Origin of the sequence: Mesorhizobium sp. M7A.F.Ca.CA.002.05.1.1 (assembly GCF_003998335.1) — a bacterium.
Taxonomy (GTDB): domain Bacteria; phylum Pseudomonadota; class Alphaproteobacteria; order Rhizobiales; family Rhizobiaceae; genus Mesorhizobium.
Map to the genome: position 1 here is coordinate 1 of NZ_RZQI01001531.1, position 663 is coordinate 663.

Consider the following 663-nt stretch of genomic DNA (forward strand, 5'->3'; position numbering starts at 1 on the left):
CCGATCCTCAATGTGCCGCCGTTGGCGAAGGTGCCGCCCGAATAGGTGTTGGTGCCGGTGAGGACGACCGTGCCGGTGCCGGATTTGACCAGGGAGCCGGTCCCGCCGAGGAGCGCCGACACGGTGCCGTTGCTCAAGGCGAAGCTGCCGGCGGTGCTCAGAGTGCCGTTGCGCAATTCCCCGCCCGTCAGCGTGAAGCCGGTGGCGGTCTGCGTCGTGGCGCCGAGATCGAGGATGCCTTGCGTAACGGACCAGGCCATGACCGTGCCCGGTGTGCCGGAAATAGTCCAGGTGCCGGTGCCGGACTTTTCCAGGATGCCGAAGCCCTGATACTGGGCGGAAGAGCCCGCCGCGCCCAATTGTGAAAGATCGAAGGAACCGCCGACCGAACCGCCGAGGCCGAATGTGTCGGCCGCGCTGAAGGCCTCCACAGTGCCGCTGACCACCGAGCCGGCGTGCAGTTCCAGCGTATTGACGCCACCGGTGAACTGGATCGCATGAGCCTGGGGACCGTTGCCGTCGATCGAGAATCCACCGGCGATGGTGCCGCTGTTGGTCACGGTGAGGCCTGCCCCGGCAATGCCGATCCCGCCAGATCCGGCGCGGTAGCGTGGATCGCCATAGCCGCTGGCGCCCCCCGTGCCGCCCTGCACGGTGCCGCTG

General features: G+C 67.9%; 1 protein-coding gene. It reads right to left on the minus strand.

The genetic code is table 11. From position 1 onward, the window contains the following. Positions 1 to 663: autotransporter-associated beta strand repeat-containing protein (locus EN939_RS36855; RefSeq protein WP_206528477.1), on the minus strand; the 663-nt coding region annotated here is incomplete at both ends.